This is a genomic window from Methyloversatilis discipulorum, from assembly GCF_000385375.1.
Lineage (GTDB): Bacteria > Pseudomonadota > Gammaproteobacteria > Burkholderiales > Rhodocyclaceae > Methyloversatilis > Methyloversatilis discipulorum_A.
Map to the genome: position 1 here is coordinate 1,989,511 of NZ_ARVV01000001.1, position 21,144 is coordinate 2,010,654.

Annotated in this window: 17 protein-coding genes; 3 read left to right on the plus strand and 14 right to left on the minus strand. The window is 66.6% G+C overall.

Annotated features, from left to right (window positions below):
- Positions 1-37 precede the first annotated feature (37 nt).
- Together METRZ18153_RS0109400 and METRZ18153_RS0109405 are read right to left on the minus strand one after the other, a co-directional pair.
- Complete coding sequence (locus tag METRZ18153_RS0109400) at positions 38-370, minus strand: hypothetical protein (protein ID WP_020164498.1); 333 nt, start codon at positions 368-370, stop codon at positions 38-40.
- A 49-nt stretch (positions 371-419) separates the two neighbouring features.
- Positions 420-1,703 (minus strand): sensor domain-containing phosphodiesterase, encoded by a 1,284-nt coding sequence (locus tag METRZ18153_RS0109405; protein WP_020164499.1) that lies wholly within the window; start codon positions 1,701-1,703, stop codon positions 420-422.
- A gap of 184 nt (positions 1,704-1,887) precedes the next feature.
- On the opposite strand from METRZ18153_RS0109405, the gene METRZ18153_RS0109410 reads away from it, so the two are divergent.
- Together METRZ18153_RS0109410 and METRZ18153_RS0109415 are read left to right on the plus strand one after the other, a co-directional pair.
- Entirely contained in the window at positions 1,888-3,240 is a 1,353-nt protein-coding gene (locus METRZ18153_RS0109410) for a DNA recombination protein RmuC (protein ID WP_020164500.1), read from the plus strand.
- Positions 3,237-4,181 (plus strand): AEC family transporter, encoded by a 945-nt coding sequence (locus METRZ18153_RS0109415; RefSeq protein ID WP_020164501.1) that lies wholly within the window; start codon positions 3,237-3,239, stop codon positions 4,179-4,181. The genes METRZ18153_RS0109410 and METRZ18153_RS0109415 overlap by 4 nt, the downstream gene beginning before the upstream one ends.
- Before the next feature lie 344 nt (positions 4,182-4,525).
- Here the strand turns inward: METRZ18153_RS0109415 and METRZ18153_RS0109420 are convergent, their stop codons facing one another.
- The 4 genes from METRZ18153_RS0109420 to cysT form a co-directional block, all read right to left on the minus strand.
- Complete coding sequence (locus tag METRZ18153_RS0109420) at positions 4,526-5,458, minus strand: CysB family HTH-type transcriptional regulator (RefSeq protein ID WP_020164502.1); 933 nt, start codon at positions 5,456-5,458, stop codon at positions 4,526-4,528.
- 39 nt (positions 5,459-5,497) lie between these two features.
- Positions 5,498-6,562 (minus strand): sulfate/molybdate ABC transporter ATP-binding protein, encoded by a 1,065-nt coding sequence (locus METRZ18153_RS0109425; RefSeq protein ID WP_020164503.1) that lies wholly within the window; start codon positions 6,560-6,562, stop codon positions 5,498-5,500.
- Between the two features lie 231 nt (positions 6,563-6,793).
- Positions 6,794-7,669, minus strand: a complete 876-nt coding sequence (gene cysW / locus METRZ18153_RS0109430) for a sulfate ABC transporter permease subunit CysW (protein WP_020164504.1) — start codon at positions 7,667-7,669, stop codon at positions 6,794-6,796.
- Positions 7,669-8,502, minus strand: coding sequence for a sulfate ABC transporter permease subunit CysT (gene cysT / locus METRZ18153_RS0109435; protein ID WP_020164505.1), 834 nt, complete (start codon positions 8,500-8,502; stop codon positions 7,669-7,671). The genes cysW and cysT overlap by 1 nt, the downstream gene beginning before the upstream one ends.
- 288 nt (positions 8,503-8,790) lie before the next feature.
- Here cysT and METRZ18153_RS21215 point away from each other — a divergent pair, with 288 nt between their 5' ends.
- Entirely contained in the window at positions 8,791-9,798 is a 1,008-nt protein-coding gene (locus METRZ18153_RS21215) for a methyl-accepting chemotaxis protein (RefSeq protein WP_020164506.1), read from the plus strand.
- 12 nt (positions 9,799-9,810) lie between these two features.
- On the opposite strand, the gene METRZ18153_RS0109445 is transcribed toward METRZ18153_RS21215, so the two are convergent.
- The 8 genes from METRZ18153_RS0109445 to METRZ18153_RS0109480 all read right to left on the minus strand — a co-directional run bounded on the left by METRZ18153_RS0109445 (position 9,811) and on the right by METRZ18153_RS0109480 (position 21,080).
- Entirely contained in the window at positions 9,811-10,350 is a 540-nt protein-coding gene (locus METRZ18153_RS0109445; protein WP_020164507.1) for an RBBP9/YdeN family alpha/beta hydrolase, read from the minus strand.
- 31 nt (positions 10,351-10,381) lie between these two features.
- Entirely contained in the window at positions 10,382-12,505 is a 2,124-nt protein-coding gene (locus tag METRZ18153_RS0109450; RefSeq protein ID WP_020164508.1) for a carboxy terminal-processing peptidase, read from the minus strand.
- A 386-nt stretch (positions 12,506-12,891) separates the two neighbouring features.
- Positions 12,892-13,830 carry a sulfotransferase family protein gene (locus tag METRZ18153_RS0109455; protein ID WP_020164509.1) on the minus strand — a complete coding sequence of 313 codons (939 nt, stop codon included), beginning with the start codon at positions 13,828-13,830 and terminating at the stop codon, positions 12,892-12,894.
- A 2-nt stretch (positions 13,831-13,832) separates the two neighbouring features.
- Entirely contained in the window at positions 13,833-14,444 is a 612-nt protein-coding gene (locus tag METRZ18153_RS0109460) for an HD domain-containing protein (RefSeq protein ID WP_020164510.1), read from the minus strand.
- 12 nt (positions 14,445-14,456) lie between these two features.
- On the minus strand, positions 14,457-15,188 hold the full coding sequence (locus METRZ18153_RS0109465) for a TSUP family transporter (protein ID WP_020164511.1): 732 nt from the start codon (positions 15,186-15,188) through the stop codon (positions 14,457-14,459).
- Positions 15,185-15,871 carry a sulfotransferase family protein gene (locus METRZ18153_RS20080; protein ID WP_020164512.1) on the minus strand — a complete coding sequence of 229 codons (687 nt, stop codon included), beginning with the start codon at positions 15,869-15,871 and terminating at the stop codon, positions 15,185-15,187. The genes METRZ18153_RS0109465 and METRZ18153_RS20080 overlap by 4 nt, the downstream gene beginning before the upstream one ends.
- A gap of 282 nt (positions 15,872-16,153) precedes the next feature.
- Positions 16,154-18,346 carry a pyruvate kinase gene (locus METRZ18153_RS20385; RefSeq protein ID WP_029143666.1) on the minus strand — a complete coding sequence of 731 codons (2,193 nt, stop codon included), beginning with the start codon at positions 18,344-18,346 and terminating at the stop codon, positions 16,154-16,156.
- A 358-nt stretch (positions 18,347-18,704) separates the two neighbouring features.
- Positions 18,705-21,080 (minus strand): heavy metal translocating P-type ATPase, encoded by a 2,376-nt coding sequence (locus tag METRZ18153_RS0109480; RefSeq protein WP_081629085.1) that lies wholly within the window; start codon positions 21,078-21,080, stop codon positions 18,705-18,707.
- Positions 21,081-21,144 lie beyond the last annotated feature (64 nt).

Below are 21,144 nucleotides of genomic sequence, written 5' to 3' on the forward strand. Positions count from 1 at the left end.
GACTCCTGAACGATTCGGGGGCGGAACAGTGCGACGTTCAGGACGGTCTGGGTGGTTTCTCCAGCGGCGCGGGGATGTGCGAACGCTCGACGGCGTCGTGCTGAAGCGCCAGGACCGCCGAGCCGGCGGGTGCGGCTGGCGGCGGGGACTGCGTGAGGGCGATCGCCTGTGCGGCTGCGCACAGTGCCGCTTGCGCGCCCTGATCCTCGCAGCTGCCGCAGTCGTGGCCGGGCATGTCGATCTCCATCATCGCTCCGGCCAGCGCGCAGTGCGTGCTGCAATGAAGCGCGTAGGCGTGCAGCGGCAGCGCGCACAGCATCAGCAGTGCGATCAGGCGGCGCAACGGGAGGTAACGGGCGACGTGCATCATGCAATCGTGACAGTGATCCGTCACGCAGACAAGGACGCCACCGTCGAGTTCAGACCACCTGCGGCCAGTGCAGGTCACCGCACAGCACGCGCAACTGGTCGTCCCAGCCGCGGTATGCGATGGACACCGTCACGCACAGCAGGCCGGACGAGATGGACAGATAGGGGCGCGTCACCTGCACCTTGCCGACGTGCTCGATGGCGCGACGGAAGTAGGGGCGGCGCGACCAGCGCGCGTGGCGGTTGATCGACAGCGAGCGGTACTGGCTGTCGGCGGTGCCGAAAGGCTGTGAGGTGCGCACATTGCGGCCGACCTGGCGGCCGTCCGCGTCGAGCAGGAAGCAGCAGTCGGCGCGCTCCAGCTGCAGGAAGCCACGGCAGGCCTCCTCGATCGGGATGCCTTCTTCCAGCAGCACGGCGCAGCCGCCCATGGCGTGGATGTAAGGCGCGATCAGTTCACGGTAGCGCGCGGCACCGCTGCCGCGTGTCGTGTTGAAGCGTTCCCACAGGTCGTTCAGCACCGGGCTCACTTCGCGCGTGTCGACCGGGCGCGCCGCCGGCATCGCGAAGTAGAAGCCCTGGACGAAGTCGATGTCGGCGTCGAGCGCGGCCAGTGCCTGCGCCTCGGTTTCGACGCCTTCGAGCAGCACCAGCGAGCCGGCTTCGTGGATCAGACTGACGATCTGCGGCAGCAGGCGGCGCGCCGACGGATCCTCGACCGACTTGACGGCGAAGGAGCGGTCGAGCTTGACGATTTCCGGCTGCATGGTCCAGATGCGGTCGAAGTTCGAATGGCCGGCGCCGAAGTCGTCGAGCGCGATCATGCAGCCGAGGCCGCGCAGGTACTCGACCGTGCGGGCGAAACCGGCGTGTTCGGACACCGCCTGTTCCATCACTTCGATGACGATGCGGCGCGGATCGATGTCCGGGTGTTCCGACAGTTCGGGTAGGAAGTCGCTGAGGTCGCTGTCCGGACCGCTGCGGAACACTTCCGGGTGGATGTTCAGGAAGAGCCAGCCGTCATGCGTGTCCTGCGCGGCGTGGTTGTTCACGTGCAGGTAGCGGCACAGCTGGTCGAGGTAGCGCAGGTCGTCGTAACGCGTGGCGCCGGCGATGACGCGGGCCGGCGCGACCGGGTTCGCTTCCGCGTCGGCGGCGCGCAGCAGACCTTCGTGACCGATGGCGCGACAGTGCGAAACGCTGAAGATGGGCTGGAAGTGGCTGGTCAGCGTCAGGCCCTTGTAGCGGGCCAGCACGCCATTTGCGCTGTGGACGATGTCGGCGCCGGGTGCTTGCTCGGCTTCCGCGACGACGGATAACGATGCGTGGGCCATGAGGGCGCTCGGAAATGGATGATTGAGCTCTTTATCGGCAGTGCACCATCGACTCTTGAACCCAAGATGCACGCGCGGGATTTCTTCCCTTGTGACAGCCCGTTGTGGCCCGCCGGCTATACTTCGCAGTCGTCCGGCCTTCCCGGTGCGGGGCGTCCCTCAACCTTCGGCCAACTCACCTCGCGTGTCTGAATTTCCCCCGCTGCTCGTCCTGATCGGTCTGCTCCAGATACTGCTGCTCGGCGCAGTCGTCTGGCTCGTACTACGCGTGCGCGCGCTGGGCGGCGGGCTGGACGCCGCCACGCAGGAGGGCCAGCGGCAGACGCTGGCCGCGCTGCACGAGGGCCTGCAGCGGCAGACCGAGCGCACCGTGGGCATGCAGGCCGACGCCGACGAGCGGCTGCGCCGCGCCATTTCGCTCGAACTGGGCGCGGCACGCGACGCGGTCGGTGCGCTGCAGCGCGCCCAGCAGGTCGGGCTGGCCGAACTGTCGGCGGCGCTGAACAGCCGCCAGGAAACCCTGCGCACCGAACTGGTGGCGCAGACCGCAGCCACGCTGGCCGAACAGACGCGGGTGCAGCAGGAGGCGCTGCAGAACGGCCTGCAGAACGCCTCGGTGCAGCTGACGGCGTCGATCGAATCGCTGACCCGCACCGTGAACGAACGGCTCGAACTGCTCAGCGGCCGCGTGCACGAACGGCTGGAAGAGGGCTTCCGCAAGACCAACGAAACCTTCGCCAGCGTGATGGCGCGGCTGGCCACCATCGACGAGGCGCAGAAGAAGATCGAGGGGCTGTCGACCAGCGTGGTGAGCCTGAAGGAACTGCTGGGCGACAAGAAGGCGCGCGGCGCCTTCGGTGAGGTGCAGCTGGAGGCGCTGGTGCGCAACGCGCTGCCGCCAGACGCCTTCGAATTCCAGGCCACGCTGTCGAATGGCGCCCGGGTCGACTGCCTGCTGCGGCTGCCGGAGCCGACCGGCCGGGTGGCGGTCGATTCCAAGTTCCCGCTGGAAAACTATCACCGCATGTTCGCCGCCGATGCGGCCGAAGCCGACCGCAGGCAGGCGCAGGCGGCCTTCCGTGCCGACGTGCGCAAGCACGTCGACGACATCGCGGCCAAGTACATCATCGCCGACGAGACCTCGGACGGCGCGGTCATGTTCCTGCCGGCCGAGGCGGTGTTTGCCGAACTGCACGCCCACCACGCCGAGGTGATCGCCTACGCGCAGGCCAAGCGGGTGTGGATCGTGTCGCCGACCACGCTGATGGCGGTGCTGAACACCGCGCGCGCCGTGCTCAAGGACGTCGAGACGCGCAAGCAGATCCACCTGATCCGCGACGCGCTGGGCCGGCTGGCCAAGGACTTCACGCTGTTCGACAAACGCATGGAAAAACTCGCCACTCACATCCGTCAGGCGCACGACGACGTGCAGGAAGTCGCCATTTCCAGCCGCAAGATCAGCGGTCAGTTCGTGCGCATCGAGCGCGCCGAGGCCGACGCACTGAGGTCGCTGGACACGCCGGAGGACGGCGCATGAACGCCGCGCTCCAGCAGATCCTGCTCGCCGCGCCGCTGTTCGTTCTGGTGTTCGTCGGCTACGGCATCGTTCATTGGGGCGGCTGGCCGAAAGCGGCGGCCGACGCGCTGGCCAAGTTCGTGTTCACCATCGCGCTGCCCGCCATGCTGTTCCGGTTGATGAGCGGCTTCGCCAGCCTGCCGCCGGTGGACGTTCGGCTGCTGGCCGCCTTCTTCGGCGGCTGCCTCGTCGTGTTCCTGCTCGGCCGCCTGGTGTCGGCGAAACTGTTCCGGCTCGACGGCGTGTCGCAGTCGGTGTTCGCGCTGGGCGGCGTGTTCTCGAACAACGTGCTGCTCGGCCTGCCGCTCACCCGCATCCTGCTGGGTGAAGAGGCCATGCCGGCGGCCGCGCTGGTGGTCGTGTTCAACGCGCTGACGCTATGGACGCTGGTCACTGTGTCGGTCGAGTGGGCGAAGACCGGTGCGCTGACGCTGGCCGGTTTCGGCAAGACCGCACGCGGCGTGCTGACCAATCCGCTGGTCGCGTCGATCCTGGCAGGCACCGTGTTCAGTCTGACCGGTTTCCAGCTGCCGTCGCTGATCGACCAGCCGCTGAAGCTACTGGGCGACGCCGCGCTGCCGATGTCGCTGATCGCGCTCGGCATGGGGCTGGCGGAGTTCGGCGTACGCGAAGGCTGGCAGCAGAGCGTCAGCATCAGCGTGCTGAAGCTGCTCGCCCACCCGCTGGTGGTGTGGGGGCTGGCGGTGCTGCTCGGTCTGCCGCCGGTGGAGACGCAGGCGGTGGTACTGCTCGCCTCGCTGTCGGTCGGCGCCAACGTCTATCTGATGTCGCGCCAGTTCCACGTCATGCAGGGGCCGGTGGCCAGCAGCCTGCTGATGTCCACCGCGCTCGCCGCGCTGACCACGCCGCTGATGCTGGCGCTGGTTGCGGCGACTGTGTGAAGCCTTCCTTCGGCTGGCGAGGTGGAGCGCACGCAGGCGCGGGCTTCTGACTCAGAAAGCGCCCGTTCCAGCCCCGCGGACCGCAGCCGCCGCATCGCGACCGGAGGTCGCTCCCACATGGATCGCGCTCCGTGCGCCGTCGGAGCCTGGTTTGGTGGGAGCGAGCTTGCTCGCGATTGCAGCCTGAATCGAAGCCGGCGGTCTGCAACGGCCGCGTCGCGGCCAAGGCCGCTCCCACGGGGGCATGTGCGAGACCCGCGGCCGAAGCCCGGGCGGGGTTCTGTGGGAGGGGTCTTGACCCCGACCGCGCGCTGCATCGAAGCCCGCGGACCGCAGTGCCGACCTCAGTCTTCGGCGCTCGGTTTCAGCGCGGCCTTCACCGTCACCTCGTTCAGCGACGGTTCGCACAGTTCGATGAAGCGGTAGGCGTAGCTGCGCAGGTAGTGCTTGCGGCGCAGCGCGATCAGCGTGGTGTTTGCCTCGAACAGGTGTTCGCTGTCGAGCAGGCGCAGGCCGCTGTCGCGGACCGGGTCGAAGGCGACCGAGGCGATGATGCCGGCGCCCAGGCCCAGTTCGACATAGGTCTTGATCACGTCGGCATCGAGTGCGGACATGACGATGTCCGGCAGCAGACCGGCGCGGGCGAAGGTGGCGTCGATGCGCGCGCGGCCGGTGAAGCCTTCGTGATAGGTCACCACCGGGTGTTCGGCCAGCGCTTCGAGCGTCAGCGGTTTCACCGCTTCCAGCGGGTGCCCGGCCGGCACGATGGCCGCGTGATGCCAGGAATGGAAGGGGAAGGTCACCAGTTCCGGCGCCGCCGACAGCGTTTCGGTCGCGATGCCGATGTCCGCTTCGCCGTCGTTCAGCAGATCGACGATTTCGGTCGGGCTGGCCTGCAGCAGCACCAGGTGCACCTTGGGGAAGAGGCGCTTGAACTCGGTCACCACGCGCGGCAGTGCGTAGCGCGCCTGGGTGTGCGTGGTGGCGATGCGCAGCTGACCCTCGTCGCGACGGGCGAACTGTTCGGCCAGCCGCTTGATGTTGCCGGCATCGAGCAGCATGCGCTCGACGATCTCGACCAGTTCGCTGCCTGGCTCGGTCAGGCCGAGCAGACGCTTGCCCTTGCGGACGAAGAGCTCGACGCCCAGTTCGTCCTCCAGGTCCTTGATGTGCTTGCTCACGCCGGACTGCGACGTGAACAGCGCGTTGGCGACTTCGGTCAGGTTGAACTGGCGCCTGACGGTTTCGCGAATGATGCGGAGCTGCTGGAAATTCATGTCTTTTCTTTCGGTATCACGGCCTGCGGTCGGGCGCGTTCAGCGCGCGAACACGCGCAGCCGCGACGGCTGCAGGCGTACGGTCTGGCCTTCAGCCAGCGCCAGTGCGGCGACGCGCTCGCGTGTCAGTTCCACTTCGAAGTGCTGGCCGGTGGCGCCATTCAGTCCGTCCAGCTCGACCCGGGCGGTGACGCCGAAGGACAGCACGCGACTGATCCGCGCCGGCACGCCGTCGGTTGCGGCGGCGTCGGTCAGGATGTCCAGCTCGTGCGGCCGGGCGAAGGCGATCACCTTGTCGCCGTGCGCGAAGCCGTCGGCGACGTGCGGCAGCCGCTCGTCGCCGACGCGCAGCGCGTCACCGTCCACGTGAGCGTGGAAGGGGTTCACCGCGCCGAGGAAGCCATAGACGAAGGGCGTGGCCGGGTGACGGTATACCTCTTCCGGCGTGCCGATCTGCTCGACCTTGCCGTGGTCCATCAGCACCACGCGGTCGGCCACTTCGAGCGCCTCCTCCTGGTCGTGGGTGACGAAGATGGAGGTGATGTGCAGTTCGTCGTGCAGCCGGCGCAGCCAGCGGCGCAGTTCCTTGCGCACCTTGGCGTCGAGCGCGCCGAACGGTTCGTCGAGCAGCAGCACGCGCGGTTCGACCGCCAGCGCGCGGGCCAGCGCAATGCGCTGGCGCTGACCGCCCGACAGCTGAGCCGGGAAGCGGTCGGCCAGCCAGTCCAGCTGCACCAGCTTCAGCAGGTCGTGCACCTTGGTGCGGATGACCTTTTCCGACGGCCGCTGGCTGCGCGGCTTCATGCGCAGGCCGAAAGCCACGTTGTCGAACACGCTCATGTGGCGGAACAGCGCGTAGTGCTGGAACACGAAACCAACGTGGCGTTCGCGCACATGGGTGTCGGAGGCGTCCTCGCCGTCGAGCAGCACGCGGCCGCTGTCCGCCGATTCGAGTCCGGCGATGATGCGCAGCAGCGTGGTCTTGCCGCAGCCGGACGGGCCCAGCAGCGCGACCAGCTCGCCGGTCGGGAAGTCGAGTGACACGTCGCCCAGCGCGACGAAGTCGCCGAAGGCCTTGTGGATGTTCTGGACCTGGATGCTCATTCTTCTTCCTTCAAGAGGGGCTCGTGATTCGGGTTCGATGCGCGCGCGTGGTGGCTGGAGCGTTCCGGACAAGGCGGATCGACGCAGCCCGACTGGCTGTCAGGCAAGGAGATTCAACGCAGGCCGGGACGCTCCAGCTGCCACGCCCGAAGGGTTGCGCGCGCGCACGCACGTCGTTGCGTCGGGATCGACAGCTGGCGGCGCGCGTGCAACGCGCCCATCGAACCCGTGTCACGAGTCCCTCCTTGCCTGGTGTTCGATCCAGGTCTTGACGCCCAGGGTCACCAGCGCCAGCAGGGCGAGCAGCGACGCGACGGCGAAGGCGGCTGCGAACTGGTATTCGTTGTAGAGAATTTCGACATGCAGCGGCATCGTGTTGGTCAGGCCGCGGATGTGGCCGGACACCACCGACACGGCGCCGAACTCGCCCATCGCCCGCGCATTGGTCAGGATGACGCCGTACAGCAGGCCCCATTTGATATTGGGCAGGGTGACGTGCCAGAAGGTCTGCCAGCCGTTGGCGCCCAGCACCACCGCGGCTTCCTCCTCCTCCTTGCCCTGCGCCTGCATCAGCGGAATCAGCTCGCGGGCGATGAAGGGGAAGGTGACGAAGACGGTGGCCAGCACGATGCCCGGCACGGCGAAGATGATCTTCAGGTCATGTTCCTGCAGCCAGGGTCCGAACCAGCCCTGCGCGCCGAACACCAGCACGTAGATCAGGCCGGCGACCACCGGTGACACCGAGAAGGGCAGGTCGATCAGCGTGATCAGGAAATGCTTGCCGCGGAAGTTGAACTTGGTGATCGCCCACGCGGCCGACACGCCGAAGGTCAGATTCAGCGGCACCGCGATCACCGCGGCGATCAGCGTGAGCTTGATCGCCGACAGCGCGTCCGGCTCGACCAGCGCGGCCAGATAGGTGTCCCAGCCCTTGCGCAGCGCCTCGACGAACACCGCGATCAGCGGCATCAGCAGGAAGAGGACGAAGAAGGTGAGCGAGACGGCGATGATCGTCCATTTGACCCAGGCCGGCTCGCGCGTGGCGGCCCGGCCTTCGAAGCGCGCCGCGACGTCGCCGGCGGCGTGCAGTGTGGTGGCGGCTGCCATCAGCGGTTCCTCCCGGTGGCTTTTTCGGTCCAGGCCTGCAGGCCGTTGATGGCCAGCAGCAGCACGAATGAGAACAGCAGCATCACGACCGCGATTGCGGTGGCGCCGGCGTAGTCGTACTGCTCCAGCTTGGTGATGATCATCAGCGGGGTGATTTCCGACACCATCGGAATGTTGCCGGCGATGAAGATGACCGAGCCGTATTCGCCGACCGCCCGCGCGAAGGCCAGCGCAAAGCCGGTCAGCAGAGCCGGCAGCAGTATCGGCAGCGTCACGTAGCGGAAGGTCTGCCAGCGGCGCGCGCCCAGGCTGGCGGCGGCTTCCTCCAGTTCAGTGTCGAGGTCTTCCAGGATGGGCTGCACGGTGCGCACGACGAAGGGCAGACCGATGAACACCAGTGCCACCAGCACGCCCAGCGGGGTGAACGCGACCTTGATGCCGAGCGGCTCCAGCGCCGACCCGAGCCAGCCGTTCGGCGCGTACAGCGCGGTCAGCGCGATGCCGGCCACGGCGGTCGGCAGCGCGAAGGGCAGGTCGATCAGCGCATCGACCAGCTTCTTGCCCGGGAAGGAGTAGCGCACCAGCGCCCAGGCCAGCGCCAGCCCGAATACCGCATTGATGGCGGCGGCCAGCAGCGAGGCGCCAAAGGACAGCCGGTACGAGGCGAGCACGCGCGGCGTCGTCACCACGTCCCAGAACTGTGCCAGACCGAGGCTGGCCGTCTTGATGAACACCGCCGACAGCGGGATCAGCACGATGATGGACAGGTAGAACAGCGTGTAACCCAGCGTCAGGTTGAAACCGGGCAGCACCTGGAAGGAACGCCGGCTCATGCGAGTCGCTCCTGCAGTGACTGACGTGAAGGTGGTGACATGGATCGCCCCGGAAGAATGTTGTCGAGGCGAGAGCTTAGGGAGTGGATTAAATTACTGGAAATAATAAGAAGTGATTTGCTTAGCGTAGATCTGAATTAACGAGCGCGTCGCGGCACGCCCGTGGTGCAGCGCAGCGCACGGGCAAAGTGCATCGACGCCGCATGCAACTTTTTTTCATACAAAGTCTAAAGGCGGCGTGGCGCAGGCCGAGAAGGTGTTCATTCCCCTTCAAGAAGGAAGCTGCCCATGTTCGGTCTGAACCGCTCCCGCAAGGCCTTCGAATCGCTGTCCGCACTGATCGCAGCGTGTCGCGACAGCAACCGCGCACTGGCCAGTCCGCCGGCCGGTCTGCCGGAGCCTCTGGTCGCCACGCTGCGCGCGATGGCTGAACGAGAAGCCCGCCTGCAGACGGAGCTTGACGCACTGCGCGCCTTGCCCGGGCAGCTCGCGCAGATGCACGACGCACTCGCCGCGCAGGAAGCCCAGACCGGGCAGGCGCGCGCCGAGGCGGAGCGCGCAGCCCGCGACGCCGACGCTCTGCGCGACGAAGCCGCACAGGCGCGTGCACAGGCCGATGCGCTGAGAGCCGACATGGCGCAGCGCGATCTGGCGCAGTCGGCGCTGACCGAAGGCACCTGGACCTACGACATCGTCGATGGCGACCCCGACCACGCCGACAATCGCGTGCGCTGGTCCGACCAGCTGCGTGGCCTGCTCGGCGCCAGCCGCAGCGAATTTCCGGACACCTGGGACAGCTGGCTTGCCGTGCTGCACCCGGATGACAAGACGCGTGTGATCGACGCGTTCAACGCTCACCTGACCGACAGCAGCGGCCGCACGCCCTATGTATGCGAATACCGCCTGCGTCACCGCACGCGCGGCTACATCTGGTTCCGCGAGCGCGCCGCCACGGTACGCGACGCCCATGGTCGAGCGCTGCAGTCGGCTGGCGCGCTGCGCGACATTTCGGACGAGAAGCAGGCGCAGGAACTGCAGCGCGACCAGCGCGCGAAGATGGAGGACAGCATGCAGCAGATCCTGTCCATCTCCGGCGTCATCAACGAGATCTCGAAGCGCACCAATCTGCTGGCGCTCAATGCCAGCATCGAGGCGGCGCGAGCCGGCGAGGTGGGGCGCGGCTTCGCCGTGGTGGCGGAAGAGGTGGCCAAGCTGGCCCTGCAGACGTCGAACGCGACCAGCGAAATCGTCAAGATGGCGGAAACCCAGCGCGCGCTGAGCGGCGCCGAGAGCTGAAGCCGGACGACGTCAGGCCTGCATGGTGCCGGCGATCAGGCTGGCGCTCTGCTGCAGCCGGCGGAACAGTTCGAGTCCTTCCGGCCAGGCGCCGTGGCCGGATTCGGTGTTCACGTGGCCGGCGTTGCCCAGATCGACCAGCTGTGCGCCCCAGCGCTCCGCCCAGCTGGCGGCCGCCAGGAACTTCATCCACGGGTCGTTGCGACTGGCGGCGACAACGGCCGGGAAGGGGAAGGGCACGGCCGGAATGCGGGCCGTGATGCCGAACTTGTCCGGGCTGGCCGGCGCAACGAACAGCGCGCCGGCGATGCGCTCGCCGACGGACTGCGCAGCGACCGCCGAGGCGAGGCAGCCGAAGCTGTGGGCGACCAGCCAGACGCGGCCCGGCGCCTGCCGCACCGCGTCGGCGACGCGCGCCGACCACAGATCGATATCCGGCTGCGACCAGTCCGCCTGCTCGACGCGGGTGGCGCCGAGCAGCGGCTCGATCCAGCTCTGCCAGTGTTCGGGGCCGCTGCCGTTCAGGCCGGGCACCACCAGTACGCTGTCCATTCGGTAATCCGCTGCCTCTTTGAATATGCGCTCAGCGCGTTACTGCGACGCCGGCAGTGCGGCGCGCCAATTCGGTGTCGGTGCGCAGGATGTCGACCACGTCGCCCATGATGCGGGCCGCTTCGTCGAGCAGCACGTCGCGCGCGGCCTTGCGTGACTGTTCGGCCGCCAGTTCGGCGCCGAGCGCGCGCTCGCCGGCCTGCAGGCCGTCGTCGCGTATCGGTTCGGCGTCGGCGCCTTCGCGCGACTGCGTGCGTGCCTTCAGGCGCGCTTCCTGCGCTTCGCGCTCCTTCTTCCGCTCGGCCGCGTTCAGCGAAATTTCGGTGCGCTTGCGCAGCGCCTCGTTCTCGGCGAGGTCTTCCAGCAGTTCGCGATAGCCCTTGTCCTGGGACACGCGCGCCTGATGGCGGGCGGACAGCAGCGGCAGCAGTTCCTGCGGCTTGCCAGCCGGGCGGAAATCGGCCGGTGCGATCTGCGTCCACGGCAGCGGGTTGTCGTAGCTCGACTCGCCAATGCGCTCGTGGTCCATCGTCTGTGCCAGCGGGATGTCCGGCGTGACGCCGCGCAACTGCGTGGTGCCACCATTGACGCGGAAGAACTGGGCGACCGTCATTTTCAGTTCGCCGTAGGTCGGTTTTTCGCTCTTGGCCATTTCGTCCATGTCGAGCAGGGTCTGCACCGTGCCCTTGCCGAAGCTGGTTTCGCCGATCACGACGCCGCGGCCGTAATCCTGGATCGCGGCGGCGAAGATTTCCGAGGCCGAGGCCGAGGCGCGGTTGATCAGAACGCCGACCGGGCCGTCCCAGGCAACGCCGGCATCGTTGTCCTTCTCGACCCGGATCTGCCCCTTCGGATTGCGCTGCTGCACCACCGGGCCGCTGTCGATGAACAGGCCGGTCAGCCGGATCGCCTCGTCGAGCGAACCGCCGCCGTTGTTGCGCAGGTCGATCAGCACCGCGCCCACCTTTTCCGCCTTCAGTTCGGCCAGCAGCTTCGCCACGTCGCGGCTGGCGCTGCGGTAGTCGGCATCGGCGCGAGATTTGGCTTCGACGTCCTGGTAGAAGGTCGGCAGCGTGATGACGCCCACCTTCTGGCTGCCAGCGTCGATCACCGACTTGGCCGCCGCCTGCTTTTCCAGCTTGATGGTGTCGCGCACCAGCTTGATCCGGTTGGGCTTCACGTCCGGGCCGGCGTCGGCCGGCAGGATGTCGAGCACGACCGTGGTGTCCTTGGTGCCGCGGATCAGCGTGACCACGTCATCGACGCGCCAGCCGAGCACGTCGGCCATTGGCGTGGCCTCGTCCTTGGCGACGCCGACGATGCGGTCGCCGATCTTGATCTGTTCCGAGCGTGCAGCCGGTCCGCCGGCCACCAGTTCGCGGATGGTCACGTATTCGTCGCGTTCCTGCAGCACGGCGCCTATGCCGACCAGCGACAGCTTCATGTTGATCGCGAAATCCTCGGCCGCGCGCGGTCCGAGGTAGCTGGTATGCGGTTCGATCGACTCGGCGTAGGCGTTCATGAAGAGCTGGAACACGTCGTCGCTCTTTGCCCGGTTCAGATTGGTCAGCGCCAGGTCGTAACGCTTGCCCAGCGTTTCGCGGATCGCCGCGTCGTCCTTGCCGGCCAGTTTCAGGCGCAGCCAGTCGTTCTTGACCCGCTTGCGCCAGATGTCGCGCAGCTCGTCTTCCGACTTCGCCCACGGCACGTCGGTGCGCACATAGCGATAGCTCTCGTTCTGTTCGAAGTCGAAACCCTTGTCGAGCAGCGCGCGCGCTTCGGTCAGACGGTCGCGCAGGCGCTGCGAGTAGCGGGCGTAGATGGCGAACGGCGCGGCCAGGTTCTGCTGGCGGATGGCGTCGTCGAGCAGCAGGCGTACCGAGTTGAAGGTGTCGATGTCCGACTGCATGAAGTACACGCGGTCCGGGTCCAGCGTCTTCAGGTAGCGGTCGAGGATTCTCGACGACATGGCGTCGTCCAGCGGCACGTTCTGGTAATGGAAGCGCGACAGCAGTTCGGCGCTGGCCTGGGCCGCCAGTGCGTGCGCTTCGACCGGGCGCAGCAGCGGTGCGGGGGCTGCAGGTGTTGCAGCGTGCAACGTCGAACTGGTCGATACGACGATGCCGATCAACAGGCAGAGGGATTTCAGTTTCATCAGACGTGCTCCGGCGCGTGCGCAAACAAGGAAGTAAGTATGTGCCATCGACCTCGAACAGCGGCCTTTTGTTCGGCGACCGGTGTGAAAGTGTCCGGGTCGGGGCGCTTTTTCATCCTCGTCCGGCGCGCGCGGGGCGCTGGCGCCTCAGTGTTGGGCGCCAGTGCCGAAGCGGGCACGGCGGCCCGTCGCGGCCTGTCGCGGCCGGTACGGCTGCGAGTTGAAGCTGGATTTCATCGTGTGGCCTCCGTCTGCGTGCATGGACGGCGCCACTCTAGACAGGCGCCGTTGCGGCGCGAACCACGAAGATCTGCTGAGCTTATAGCTCTGCCGGTGAAATGCTTATCGACGCCGCAGCTCGTTCGCGCCGCCGCGACCGATGTCCGTCAGCCCCAGCCGCCAAGCGTGTGTGCGTGTTCGGCGTCGAGGCGCGCCTTCAGTGCGTCGCACAGATCGCGGATCTCGGCCGATACGCCGCGCCAGCCCTGCTTGCCGACCGAGGTGGCGAACACATCGGACACCACCGAGGCGTGGTACGGCCCGCCGAGAAAGCGGAACACCGAGCGGAAGCTGCGCTCCGGGTGCAGTACGGCGTCCTCGTACTGCAGCGCGATCACCCGCGGGTCGCGGTCCAGGCCGAGGTCAAAGAACACGCGGTTGCGCATGTACCAGTACAGGCAGCCACACTCCTCGTCGCTCAGCGATTCGCTGTACAGCCTGCGGATCAGTGCGACCGTGTCGTCGGCAATGCGCAGGCCGCGCGGCCCGAGGTGGGACAGCTTGCCCTGCGACACCAGTCGCATCATGTTCTTCTGGTGGCTGCCCCAGCTGCGGATCGACGAATTCACCGCGTCCTCGTAGCGGCGGTACACCCAGATCGCGCGCGAATTGTCGAAACGGTCGAGCAGGGCGTCGGTGAACTGCGAATCGAGAATGCTGCCGAAGCTCACGTAGGGCGCCGGCGCGAAGTCGATCAGCCGTTCGATTACCGCGTGCGAGCGCAGCGAATAGCGTTCGAAGGCGATCGAGAAATCTGCTTCCGGGTAGTCCCAGCCGTGCGGCGAGTTGCCGATCGCGCGGCACACCATCTGCGTGCCCGAGCGGTTCGAGCCACTGATGAACACCGGCCGCTTCGTGCGCACCGGATGCAGCGTGAGCGTGCGCGCAATGCGTTTGCCGGCCCGTTCCAGCTGGATGTTGCCGTGGCGCAGCAGGCGCTCGGGCGTGATGCGCGACAGGCGGCGCGCGAGACCCGAAACCAGCGTACGTGCGTCGTCACGGACGGGGGCGGTGTAGGCGCTGGAAGCGTCGCGGAGTGAAGGCATGGTCAGGATCCGGTCAATGCGTTGGCAGCCGATGCCGACGGAGTGGAGGCTTCGATCTCAGCCAGTGCGGTCAGCCGGGCGAAGCCCTGTTCGAGCGCTTCGTCGAAAAGGCTTTCCAGCACGGCGTGCACGCCGCGCAGAGAGCCGACCACTTCGCCCGCCCACAGCAGGTAACGCAGACGCCGTTCGAGCGACCAGTGAGCCGGCGGGTTGTGGGTGACATCTCGCACGTTGGCGATCTTGTCGGCCAGGCGTACGAGCCGTGCGCGCTCGCTGTAGTCGCGTGCAAGCAGGATCTGCAGAGCCTTGCGTTCGGGCTTGGGCAGCGTCATGTCGTCCGTCAGTTCGGCCACGACGGCGGCAACCTGTGCGCCGAACAGGCCTTCCAGCTCGCTGACAACGGTGTCGGTGTCCTCCAGCGTGTCGTGCAGCAGCGCGGCGACCAGCGTATCCGGGTCAGCGACGCCGCCTTCGCGCGCGAGGATGTCGGCCACCGAAATCGGATGGTTGATGTAGGGCGACATGTCGGCACTCTTGCGCAGCTGACCGCTGTGCTTGAGCGCGGCGAAGTTCAGCGCGGCGAACAGTCGGGGGAGCGGGGGCTGAAAGTCCATGGATGCGTGCCCTCAGATCGATTTGAACGCGACCAGCAGGCCCGAGCACAGCAGAAAGCCGTTGAAGGCTTTCGCGTAGCCCTGATTGCTGATCCGCTTGAAGATGAATTCGTTGGCGAACAGATACACCGCGACACCGGCGGCGGCGTAGATCAGGCTGTTGCCCAGCTGTGCGCGGGATTCGGGGCGCGTGATGGTCAGCGTCGCCAGCTGGAAGGCGGCGAACAGCACGTATGCGGCCGCGATGGTTGCGCGCGCCACCTCCTTGCCATGATTCATCTGCTGCACGCGCATGCTGAGCAGCGAGCCGCCCAGATTGGTGAGGCCATGCATCACGCCTATGCACACCAGCCAGGTGCGCTCGAAGCGTGCGGTGCGGTCGATCGCGACGCGCAGGGCAGGCCACTGGTTCTTCAGCGCGAACAGAAGAAGCAGACCGGCGATCAGCAGGCCGAAGCTCTGGCCGGCGCGCAGCGCGACGATGAGGAAGAGCACGATGCACGGTACGGTCCATAACAGGATGCCGCGGATGAAGTGCAGGTCGACGCTGCGCGCATCGCGCACGATCTGCGACAGGCTGATGCCGATCGAGATCGGCAACAGCGTGGCCAGCACCGTCGGGTAGTCATAGCCCATCACGATGAGGATGGGCGTGCCGAACAGCAGCACGCCCACGCCGAACACCGACTGCACCAGCGCGACGGCAACGATGGGGATGAACAGCAGTGGTTCGATCGTATTCATGCTGCCTTGTCCGCAGTAAAGGTTTCCGGATAGCCCATGTCGCGGGCAATGCTCCGCAGCGAGGGCAGCACGCGTTCGATGCGTTCGCGGTGCGCGTGCTGCCGCCATTTTTCGAGACGGATCTCGAACAGCGGGTCGTAGGGCTTGTCGAGCAGCGCTTTCGCGTGTCGCTCGATGCGTGCATCGAAGGGCAGTTCGAGCCGGTCGAATATTTCGAAGATGCCCTCGGTCGGCTCACGCACGATGTCCTCGTAGAACACCTCTATCCACTGGTCAGCCGGGATCTGCCTCTTTGCGTCGAGAATGGCGCGATGGATGGCTTCGTACTGGAAGGCGCATACCTCCTCGACCGGCGCCTTCAGGTAATTGCGCCAGCCGCGCGGCAGGTAGTGGCACCAGCGCGTGTAGCGGCCGTCGTCGACCGCGACCTTGGCCGGCAGATCGCGTGCCCAGCTGCCGAAGCGTTCCGGCATGCCCCAGCCCTCGATCATCGAGTTCAGCGTGTCACCCGGATTGCGCTTGATGTAGACGAAAGTGGCGTCCGGGAACAGCGCGTGCAGATAGGGCACGGCCAGACCATGCTGGTTGTTCTTGTCGACGAAGCGGGTGCGCCCGGTATGCGCATAGAAGTAGCGGGTGATCAGGTCGCGGTCGGCGTCCGTCGCATCGGCCGCCTCCAGCACGTGGCTTTCCCAGTTCCTGTCGGACGGGTGGTGAAGCGAGTCCCATACGGCATAGATTTCCCGGTGCCAGCGAGCCGATGGCCGACGATTCGGTCAGCGTCTTGTAAAGCATCTGCGTGCCGGAGCGGCTGCCGCTGACGACGAACACCGGCCGCTCGGCGCGCAGCCGGGTGCGGTCCCACCAGGCGCCGCGCAGGTCGGTCAGCGTCTTCTTCGCGTGATGGCGGACCGTCTTGTCCACCTTGAGCCAGAACTGTCCCATCGCGTCAGTTGCCCGCCTGCTCATGCGTGAAACAGCGGCTGGCCCGCTTTGAGTTCGGCGCTGATCATGTCCTGCACGATGCCGCGTACATACCAGTCCGGCAGCGGTTCGCCGCGCAGCAGCGAATCGCGCACGCGGGTTCCGCTGATCGAGTGGGCGTCGTCGGTCACGCCGCTTTCGTAGGCGCCGGTGGCCGGGTTGTAGCCGATGGCGTCGAAGAACACCGGCGTGACACCGGTGTCGCCCAGTTCGTCGAACAGTGCGCGATAGCTGCGGTCGTCGTAGAAGTCGCCGACGCCAGCGTGGTTGCGGCCGACGATGAAGTGGCTGCAGCCGATGTTCTTGCGGCACAGGGCATTGAACACTGCCTCGCGCGGGCCGGCATAGCGCGGGTAGGTGGCGAGTGCGCCGAGCAGCACCTTGCCGTTGGGGTAGATGCCGAAGTCGATCAGCATCTGGTAGCTGCGGATCAGCGGGCGCGGCAGGAAGTCGCCCGGCTTCTTCGGCCCGACCACCGGGTTGATGAACAGGCCGTCGGCATTGGTGCGCTCCAGCGCTTCCAGCTGCAGGTGTTCGTGCACGCGGTGGCTGATGTTGCGGCCGTGGAAGGCCACTACCTTGCTCCAGCCCTTGTGCGCAAAGATGAAGCGGCTTTGCCGCGGCGTCAGTTCGAATTCTCGCCAGGGCGACGGACGCTCCTCGATCAGCGTGATGTCGCCGCCGACGAACCAGTCGCCGTTGCGCAGCACGCGCGCCACACCCGGGTGGGCGGACGAGGTGGTGCCGAAGGCGAGTTGCGACAGTTCGGCGAGGTCGTAGCGGTAGATCTGCGTCACGTCGAGCACCGCGTGGGCGTCGCCCCGGTCGTCGGTGAGCACCACGCGCTGGCCCGGCGACAGCCGACGTGCCTGCGCCTCGTCGACCTGCAGGATGAGCGGCACCGTCCACGCCGTGCCGTCGGGCAGGCGGTTGCGATGCAGCACGCTGTGCAGCGTATCGCGGTCCATGAAGCCGGTCAGCGGCGAGAAGGTGCCGACGCCGATCTGCTGGCAGTCGAGCAGTTCGGTGTCGCGCACTGCCAGCCGCGGCAGCGCGGCAAGATCGTCGATGGCCGCCGCCGCACTGACGCGATTGACCAGCACGCCGCCGTGCGGCTCGATCAGCAGCGAGGTCGGATCGGTGGGCGTGTAGACCAGCGTGTCCTTGTGCGCCGCCGGCAGGCGCTCGTTCAGCACGCGGAATTCGCGGATGAGCTTGACGATCATCGCCACGCAGCCGACCGGGTCCTTGCCGATCGCGGTCTCCGCCGCCAGTACCAGTCCGTCGGCGCCGTCGAGCAAGGTGTTGACCACGTCGTTCACCTCGGCCCGCGTGGGCTTGGGGGCGGTGATCATCGATTCGAGCAGATTGGTGGCGACATACACCTTGCGCTTGCGCGCCTGACCGCGCGCGATGATGAGCTTCTGCAGCCGCGGAATGCGCTCGATCGGCTCCTGGCGCGACAGGTCGCCGCGGTCGATCAGCAGCGCGTTCGACTTTTCGGCGATCTCGTCCAGATTGATCAGGCCGTTGCGGCATTCGATCTTGGAAATGAGGAAGGTGTCGTCGCCGACCAGCGCCCGCACCTGGTCGACGTCCGAACCGCGATTGGCGAACGACAGCGCCACGTGGCGGATGCCGACCGAGCGGCCGTATTCGAGCGCCGCGATGTCCTTGGCCGTCAGCGTGTCGAGCGGGATGTCACGCTCGACGGTGACCGCCTTGTTCTGGCCGATCACGCCGCCGTGCAGCACGCGCATCGTCACCTTGGCGTCGTCGCGCGAGATCACCTGCACCAGCACCGAATTGAAGTCGATGCTGATGAAGTCGCCGACTTCCAGCTTGTCGATCACGTCTTCCGGGTAGAGGTTGAAGTTGAATGCGTCGCCGGGTACGCGCAGCTTGTGCGCATGCACGACGCTGTTCTCGCGTACAGCGATCTCGCCGTTCAGCATGTCCCCGGTGCGGATCTGCGCACCCTCGGTGTCGAGGCAGATCGGCACCGAGGTGCGGCTGCGGATGTAGTCGATCACGCGCGGCAGGTCCTGCAGCTTGGTGTGCGACAGGTTGATGCGGAACAGATTGACGCCCAGTTCTTCCAGCCGTGCGAGCACGCGGTCGTTCAGCGATGCCGGGCCGAGGGTGCAGAGGATTTCCTTGTCGGTGGTGCTCATGTCGATGTCCTGTCTCGTGCAGTGGCCGAAGATGCGGCCCTGACTGTTGAATAGCAGGAGCCGTGCCACACCATCGCGATGACGTTTTCGTGACGGATTTGCGTATTTGCGAAGATGTCCTGCACGCTTTTACGCCGCGGCTGTGCGGTTCCGCCCAGCGGTGCGGGTGCAGCTGGTGAAATCTCCACACTCGTGTCGCTCACGGTGCTGCCGGTGTCACGCAACGTCGATGCGGACGGCATTTCCGTGCCCGCGCGGACGCGGGCGACGGACGTGCAAACGCTCACACGGAGAATGCGGCCGTGCGTTCAGAACCGCTGAAGCAGCGGTTTCATCCTTCAGACCTGCCGGGACTGCGCTATCGACCGAAACGCCGCAGGCGCAGTGCGTTGCCTATTACGGAGGCTGAGCTCAGGCTCATTGCAAGGGCGGCGATAAGAGGGGAGAGAAGCCAGCCGGTGATCGGGTACAGCACGCCTGCGGCTACCGGAACACCCAGTGCGTTATAGAGGAAGGCAAAAAGCAGGTTCTGCTTCATGTTGCCCACGGTTGCCTCGGACAGGTCGCGGGCGACGGCTATTCCGCGAAGATCGCCTTTCACGAGCGTGAGCTGGGCGCTGTTCATCGCCACGTCAGTTCCGGTTCCCATGGCGATGCCCACGTTCGCCTTGGCGAGGGCTGGCGCGTCGTTGATGCCGTCGCCAGCCATGGCGACGACAGCGCCCTGCCGCTGCAGTGCATCCACAAGCTGCAGCTTGTCTTCGGGCTTGACCTCGCCATGAACCTCCTCGATGCCGAGACGTGCGCCGACTGCCCGTGCCGTGGTGAGGCCGTCGCCGGTCGCCATGACGATGCGGAGTCCGGCCGCCTTCAGCGAGGCCAGCGCCTCAGGCGTGCTTTCCTTGATCGGATCCGACACTGCGAGGAGGCCGGCCAGCCTGCCGTCGACAGCGCAGTGCATGACGCTTGCGCCCTCGGCTCTGAGGGCTTCGGCCTGATCCTTCAATGACTCGACTGCAACGCCGATCTGCTGCATCAGCGCGGTGTTGCCCAGGGCCAGTGCGCGGCCGGAAAGTACGCCGCGTACACCGATGCCCGAGCCGGATTCGAAGGTTTCCGGCTCTTCGAGAGCGAGACCCCGTTCGCGGGCTGCCCGTACGATCGCGTCGGCGAGCGGGTGCTCGCTTCCCTGGTCGAGGCTCGCGGCCAGACGAAGGACTTCTTCCTCCGAGAAGCCGGGCGCCGCAATCGCCCTGTCGAAGGCGGGCTTTCCCTGGGTGAGGGTGCCTGTCTTGTCGATGATCAGGGTGTCGACCTTCCGCAGATTCTCGATGGCAGCGGCGTCACGAAAGAGCACGCCCTGCGTCGCGCCCCTGCCGGTCGCCACCATGATGGACATCGGGGTTGCAAGACCGAGCGCGCACGGGCAGGCGATGATGAGCACGGACACCGCGTTGATCAGACCGAACACCCAGCTCGGCTCGGGTCCGAAGAGCCCCCAGGCGAACAGCGTCAGCAGTGCGATCGCAACGACCGTCACCACGAAATAGCCCGCCACGATGTCTGCCATCCGCTGCATGGGGGCTTTCGATCGCTGGGCCTGGGCCACCATCTGCACGATCTGGGAAAGCACGGTTGCCGCCCCCACGCGCTCCGATTTCATGACGAGAGCGCCGTGGGTATTCAGCGTGGCTCCGATCAGCTTGTCGCCGACCCTCTTCATGACCGGCACGGGCTCGCCGGTGATCATCGACTCGTCGACCGCGCTGCTGCCATCGAGGACCTCGCCGTCGACGGGCACTTTCTCGCCCGGACGGACGCGCAGCCGGTCCCCGACATGGACGTGGGTCAGCGGCACGTCCTCCTCGCCGCCGTCATCGGTGAGACGCCGGGCTGTCTTCGGCGCCAGACCGAGCAGGGATTTGATTGCCGCCGAGGTCTGGGAGCGTGCCCGTAGCTCGAGCAGCTGCCCGAGCAGGGTGAGCGAAATGATGACTGCGGCCGCCTCGAAATACACGCCAATACGCCCCATGGAGCGGAACGAAGCGGGAAAGGCGTCCGGCGCTACTGTCGCGACTACGCTATAGAGGAAGGCAGCGCCCGTACCCAGGCCGATAAGGGTCCACATGTTCGGGCTGCGGTTCAGCACGGACTGCGCGCCCCGGACGAAGAACGGTGCACCGCCCCACAGCACGATGGGCAGCGACAGCACCAGCTCCATCCAGGTACGGGTGCCTGCGTCGAGCCGGTCCACCAGGTGCCCGAACATGGCGAGGACGGTGACGACGACGGTCAGAGGCAATGTGAGCCAGAAGCGTCTGCTGAAATCCTTCAGTTCGGGGTTGTCGTCCTCGTCGAGTTCGGGAATCAGCGGTTCAAGCGTCATGCCGCATTTCGGGCAGGTCCCTGGGTGCTCCTGGCGGATCTCCGGGTGCATCGGGCAGGTGTAGATGGTGCCGGGCGGCGCCGACGGTGTGTGGAGATCCGACCGATCGCCCGGAGCGCTGTCCTTCGCGGAAAGATCACGAGCGGCCGTGTGCGACGCCACAGTCGACGGCCGCTGGTAGCGCGCGGGATGGGCTCTGAACTCGTTCAGGCACCGGGCACTGCAGAAGCGATAGGTCTGCCCTGCATGAACCAGGTGGTGAGCCGAACCCTCGATCACCTTCATTCCGCAAACGGGGTCTTCGAACGAGGCGGCGTCCGGGCGGGATTCTGTCGAGTGGTCATGCATGGTCAGATCAGGTCCAGTGTGATCGCGCAGCCGGGGGCGCGGAGTGGATGCGTGTGCCTGGATG

Excerpts from the sequence above, each read along its gene's own strand:
- METRZ18153_RS0109400 (WP_020164498.1), bottom strand. The coding sequence starts at position 370 with ATGATGCACGTCGCCCGTTACCTCCCGTTGCGCCGCCTGATCGCACTG.
- METRZ18153_RS0109405 (WP_020164499.1), bottom strand. The coding sequence starts at position 1,703 with ATGGCCCACGCATCGTTATCCGTCGTCGCGGAAGCCGAGCAAGCACCC.
- METRZ18153_RS0109415 (WP_020164501.1), top strand. The coding sequence starts at position 3,237 with ATGAACGCCGCGCTCCAGCAGATCCTGCTCGCCGCGCCGCTGTTCGTT.
- METRZ18153_RS0109420 (WP_020164502.1), bottom strand. The coding sequence starts at position 5,458 with ATGAATTTCCAGCAGCTCCGCATCATTCGCGAAACCGTCAGGCGCCAG.
- METRZ18153_RS0109425 (WP_020164503.1), bottom strand. The coding sequence starts at position 6,562 with ATGAGCATCCAGGTCCAGAACATCCACAAGGCCTTCGGCGACTTCGTC.
- cysW (WP_020164504.1), bottom strand. The coding sequence starts at position 7,669 with ATGGCAGCCGCCACCACACTGCACGCCGCCGGCGACGTCGCGGCGCGC.
- cysT (WP_020164505.1), bottom strand. The coding sequence starts at position 8,502 with ATGAGCCGGCGTTCCTTCCAGGTGCTGCCCGGTTTCAACCTGACGCTG.
- METRZ18153_RS21215 (WP_020164506.1), top strand. The coding sequence starts at position 8,791 with ATGTTCGGTCTGAACCGCTCCCGCAAGGCCTTCGAATCGCTGTCCGCA.
- METRZ18153_RS0109445 (WP_020164507.1), bottom strand. The coding sequence starts at position 10,350 with ATGGACAGCGTACTGGTGGTGCCCGGCCTGAACGGCAGCGGCCCCGAA.
- METRZ18153_RS0109450 (WP_020164508.1), bottom strand. The coding sequence starts at position 12,505 with ATGAAACTGAAATCCCTCTGCCTGTTGATCGGCATCGTCGTATCGACC.
- METRZ18153_RS0109455 (WP_020164509.1), bottom strand. The coding sequence starts at position 13,830 with ATGCCTTCACTCCGCGACGCTTCCAGCGCCTACACCGCCCCCGTCCGT.
- METRZ18153_RS0109460 (WP_020164510.1), bottom strand. The coding sequence starts at position 14,444 with ATGGACTTTCAGCCCCCGCTCCCCCGACTGTTCGCCGCGCTGAACTTC.
- METRZ18153_RS0109465 (WP_020164511.1), bottom strand. The coding sequence starts at position 15,188 with ATGAATACGATCGAACCACTGCTGTTCATCCCCATCGTTGCCGTCGCG.
- METRZ18153_RS20385 (WP_029143666.1), bottom strand. The coding sequence starts at position 18,346 with ATGAGCACCACCGACAAGGAAATCCTCTGCACCCTCGGCCCGGCATCG.
- METRZ18153_RS0109480 (WP_081629085.1), bottom strand. The coding sequence starts at position 21,080 with ATGCATGACCACTCGACAGAATCCCGCCCGGACGCCGCCTCGTTCGAA.